Origin of the sequence: Streptomyces sp. SM1 (genome assembly GCF_002910825.1) — a bacterium.
Lineage (GTDB): Bacteria > Actinomycetota > Actinomycetes > Streptomycetales > Streptomycetaceae > Streptomyces > Streptomyces okerensis.
In genome coordinates this window covers 1-4,452 of record NZ_NEUB01000682.1, presented here as the reverse complement: position 1 = coordinate 4,452, position 4,452 = coordinate 1, and the positions used below count along the sequence as shown (strand labels likewise).

Here is a 4,452-nt window from a genome sequence, read left to right as displayed (position 1 = left end):
GTCAGCCACGGCCGTACCTCTCCTCGGACTTCCAGAAGTAGACGAAACCGGCCGCGCCGGCCAGCAGTGCCCAGCCCACCGCGAACGCCCACACGTGCGGGGGCAGGTAGGAGGTTCCGTAGTCGTCGATCAGCGCGAAGCGGACCAGGTCCATGTAGACCGCCGCCGGGTTCCACTGCAGCACGTCGGCCAGCCGGCCGGGGACGTCCTTGTCGCGCAGCATCGCCGGGATGCTGAACATCACGCCCGAGGCGTACATCCAGGTACGCAGCACGAACGGCATCAGCTGCGCCAGGTCGGGCGTCTTGCTGCCCATCCGCGCGAAGACCAGCGCGAGACCGGTGTTGAACACGAACTGCAGCGTCAGCGCGGGCACCACCAGCAGCCACGACAGGCCCGGGAGGTTACCGAAGGCCAGCATGATGACGACCAGCACGATCATGGAGAACAGCAGCTGCTGGAGCTGCTGGAGCGCGAACGAGATCGGCAGCGAGGCCCGCGGGAAGTGCAGCGCCCGCACCAGGCCCAGGTTGCCGGAGATGGCCCGCACACCGGCCAGCACCGAGCTCTGCGTGAACGTGAACACGAACACGCCCGTCACCAGGAACGGCACGTACACATCACTCGGAATGCCCCGGTTGGCGCCCAGCAGCAGACCGAAGATGAAGAAGTACACCGCCGCGTTCAGCAGCGGCGTCGCCACCTGCCACAACTGGCCGAGCTTGGCCTGGCTGTACTGGGCGGTGAGCTTCGCCTGCGAGAAGGCGACGATGAAGTGCCGCCGCCCCCAGAGCTGACGCACGTACGCGCCGAGGGACGGCCGGGCGCCGCTGACCGTGAGGCCGTACCTGGCGGCCAGCTCGGATGCCGTGAGGCCCTCGTCGGGCGACACCGGCGCGGTGGCCGCGACCGTGCCGTCATGCGTTGTCTCACTCACTGGTGGAAGTACTTTCGTCCTCGAGATGCGTGGCCCGGGCGGGCCCGCATGAGCCGGGGAGCCTCGTGCGGCCCCGATGTGCCGGACACGAGCTTGTCAGATCACGGGGGGCCGGCCCAGTCGGGTCAGCCGCCACACCGTACGCCACTTCATGGGCCTGCGGGACCCGCAGGGGGTGGTCAGCCCCTCCCGGAAACCGCCGAACCAGGCCTTCAGGGCCGCGCGGGAGGGACGGCGCAGCAGGGTGAGGAGGACCCAGACGCCCAGGTAGACCGGGACGAGGAGGGCGGGGAGGTTGCGGCGGGCGAGCCAGACCCGGTTGCGGGCGACCATGCGGTGGTAGACCGCGTGCCGTGAGGGGGCGGTCGCCGGGTGGTACAGCACCATGTCGGACCGGTAGTCGATCATCCAGCCGGCGTCGAGGGCCCGCCAGGCCAGATCGGTCTCCTCATGGGCGTAGAAGAACGCGTCCGGCAGTCCGCCGACCTCGGCGAGGACCGCGGTGCGTACGGCGTTGGCGCCGCCGAGGAAGGTGGTCACGCGGGAGGAGCGCATCGGGTCGGAGGCGCGCAGCCGGGGCACGTGGCGGCGCTGGGTGGCACCGGTCTCCGGGTCGGCGATGCGGAAGCTGATGATGCCGAGCGCCGGGTCGGCCGTGAAGGCCTCGCGGCACAGCTCGGCGGTGTCGGGGCGGGCGAGCAGGCCGTCGTCGTCGAGGAACAGCAGGATGTCGACGTCCCGCCCGCCCGGTCCGAACGCCTCGATGCCGGTGTTGCGGCCGCCGGGGATGCCGAGGTTCTCCGGCAGTTCCACGGTGCGCACGCCCGCGGGGACCTCCGGGACGGGCGAGCCGTTGCCGACCACCACGACCTGGACCGGGTCGCCGTCCTGCCCGGCGACCGAGTCCAGCAGGGCGCGCAGTTCGGCGGGGCGGTTGCCCATGGTGATGATCACCGCGCCGACCTTCGGTGCGGGGCTCACTTCAGCCTGCTCGAGGCGAGGACGGAGACCAGGTGCAGCACGGTCTGCAGCAGCGCGATGCCGGCGAGTACGGCGGTGCCGAGCCGGGTGAAGAACAGGTCGCCCCGGGTGGCGTCCAGGATCGCGAGGAGCAGGATCAGCAGGGACGCCTCGATACCGAGGATGAGCCGGTGGAATCCGACCGCGGCGGCGGCCCTGCGGGCCAGCGCCATGCCGGAGGAGCGCGGTTCGGACGCGGTCTCCTTCACCGGGGGCAGTCCGCCCTGGTGGCGGGCGACGCCCACCAGGTCGGTCTCGGCCTTGACCAGGATCGCGCCGAGCGCCGCGAGGGTGCCGAGGAAGGCCCACAGCCAGTCGACGCGCCCGGAGCCCCACGGGTCGGCGGCGCGCAGGCCGAGTCCGACCAGGACGGCGGCGTCGCACAGGTAGGCGCCGACCCGGTCCAGGTAGACACCGCTGAGCGAGTACTGCTTCTTCCAGCGGGCGACCTCGCCGTCGACGCAGTCCAGCAGAAGGTACAGCTGGACCATGACCACGCCGAGGACGGCTCCCGCGATCCCCGGCACCAACAGGGCCGGGGCCGCGAGGACACCGAAGACGGTCATCAGGTAGGTGAGCTGATTGGGCGTGACCCTGGTGTTCACCAGGTAGCGGTCCACCCGCAGGGACACCTCGCGCATGTAGAGGCGCCCCATCCAGTGCTCACCGCTGCGTCGGTCCTTGACCCCGGCGGGGTGCACGACCGGACGGAGTTCAGCTACCGATGGCCTTGACATAGTCGGCGTAGACGTCCTTGATCTGTTCGGTCTTCAGGTCGAGATGCTCGAGGATGGTGAAGCGGCCGGGCCGGGTCTCGGGGGCGAACTCCACGACGCGGACGAACTCGTCCACCGTGAACCCGATCTCCTCCGGCAGCACCGGCAGCCCGTGCCGGCGCAGCACCTCGGCCATGGCGGCCGACTCCTCGTGCGCGCCGCGCAGATACATCGCGAAGGCGGCGCCCAGTCCGCACTGCTCGCCGTGGGCGGCGGCCCGCCTGGGGTAGAGCAGGTCGAAGGCGTGGTTGATCTCGTGGCAGGCGCCGGAGGAGGGGCGGGAGTCGCCGGACACCGACATGGCGATGCCGGTGAGGACCAGGGCCTCGGCCAGTACCTGGAGGAAGCCGTCGTCGCCCACTCCGCCGGGGTGGCGCAGCACGGCCTCGCCGGCCTGGCGGGCCATGGCGGCGGCGAGCCCGTCGATCTTCTCGCCGTTGACGCGGTGGGACAGCTCCCAGTCCGCGACGGCGGAGACGTTGGAGATGACGTCGCCGATACCGGAGCGTACGTACCGGACGGGGGCCTCACGAACGACGTTGAGGTCGATGACGACCGCGATCGGGTTCGGCACCCCGTACGAGCCCCGGCCGGCGTCGTTGTCCAGGGTCGCGACCGGCGAGCACAGGCCGTCGTGCGCCAGGTTGGTGGCCACGGCGACCAGGGGCAGGCCGACGCGCGCCGCCGCGAACTTGGCGCAGTCGATGATCTTTCCGCCGCCGAGTCCGACGACCGCGTCGTAGTGGCCGCCCCGCATGTCGCCCGCCAGCCGGACCGCGTCGTCGATGGTGCCGCCGCCCACCTCGAACCAGGTGGCACCGGGCAGCGAGGGCGCGATCCGCTCCCGCAGCCGGGCGCCGGAGCCGCCGCTGACGGCGATGGCGAGCCGGCCCGACTGCGAGATGCGCTCGTCGGCGAGGACACAGGCCAGGTCGTCGAGGGCACCGGGGCGGATGTCGACGACGACCGGCGACGGAATGAGCCGGGTCAGTACTGGCACGCGATCTCCCGTCCGCGGGCGAGGTCGTCGTGGTTGTCGATCTCGACCCACGCAACGTCACCGATCGGCGCCACGTCGATCCGGAAACCGCGGTTCACCAGCTCCTGGTAACCGTCCTCGTAGTACAGCTGCGGGTCCCGCTCGAACGTCGTCTTCAGCGCGTCCGCCAGCTCACCCGCCGCCTCGCCCTCGATCAGCGTGACACCGATGTACTCACCGGTCGCCTCCGCCGGGTCCATCAGCTTGGTGATCCTCGTCATCCCCTTCTCCGGATCGACGACGACCTTCATCTCCTCGTCCGCGAGCTTCTTCACCGTGTCCAGCGCCAGGATGATCCGCCTGCCGTCACCGCGCGCGGCCAGCAGCGTCCTCTCCACCGACACCGGGTGCACGGTGTCGCCGTTGGCCAGGATCACCCCGTCCGCGAGGGCGTCACGCCCGCACCACAGGGAGTAGGCGTTGTTCCACTCCTCGGCCTTGTCGTTGTCGATCAGCGTCAGCTTCAGCCCGTACTTCGCCTCCAGGGCCGCCCGGCGCTCGTACACGGCTTCCTTGCGGTAGCCGACGATGACACCGACCTCGGTCAGCCCGATCTCGGCGAAGTTGGCGAGGGTCAGGTCCAGGACCGTGGGCTCGCCTTCTATGCCCGCGGGCCCCACCGGCACCAGCGCCTTGGGCAGGGTGTCGGTGTAGGGGCGCAGACGGCGTCCGGCGCCGGC

The 4,452-nt window shown here is 70.8% G+C and carries 5 protein-coding genes; all 5 read right to left on the bottom strand.

Annotated features, from left to right (window positions below; all coding sequences use genetic code 11):
• Position 1: 1 nt before the first annotated feature.
• Positions 2–937: an ABC transporter permease gene (locus B9S61_RS18645; RefSeq protein WP_103543284.1), complete on the bottom strand. Its 936-nt coding sequence runs from the start codon at positions 935–937 to the stop codon at positions 2–4.
• Positions 938–1,033: 96 nt separating this feature from the next.
• Positions 1,034–1,879: a glycosyltransferase family 2 protein gene (locus B9S61_RS18640; protein WP_103543285.1), complete on the bottom strand. Its 846-nt coding sequence runs from the start codon at positions 1,877–1,879 to the stop codon at positions 1,034–1,036.
• Between the two features lie 35 nt (positions 1,880–1,914).
• Entirely contained in the window at positions 1,915–2,658 is a 744-nt protein-coding gene (locus tag B9S61_RS18635; RefSeq protein WP_103543283.1) for a CDP-alcohol phosphatidyltransferase family protein, read from the bottom strand.
• 13 nt (positions 2,659–2,671) lie between these two features.
• Positions 2,672–3,733, bottom strand: coding sequence for an iron-containing alcohol dehydrogenase family protein (locus B9S61_RS18630; protein WP_103543282.1), 1,062 nt, complete (start codon positions 3,731–3,733; stop codon positions 2,672–2,674).
• Positions 3,721–4,452 (bottom strand): sugar phosphate nucleotidyltransferase (locus tag B9S61_RS18625; protein WP_103543281.1); only part of this gene is annotated, 732 nt, incomplete at its 5' end. The genes B9S61_RS18625 and B9S61_RS18630, both read right to left, overlap by 13 nt.

Coding starts and splice junctions, on each gene's coding strand:
- B9S61_RS18640 (WP_103543285.1), bottom strand. CDS start 1,879: ATGGGCAACCGCCCCGCCGAACTGCGCGCCCTGCTGGACTCGGTCGCC.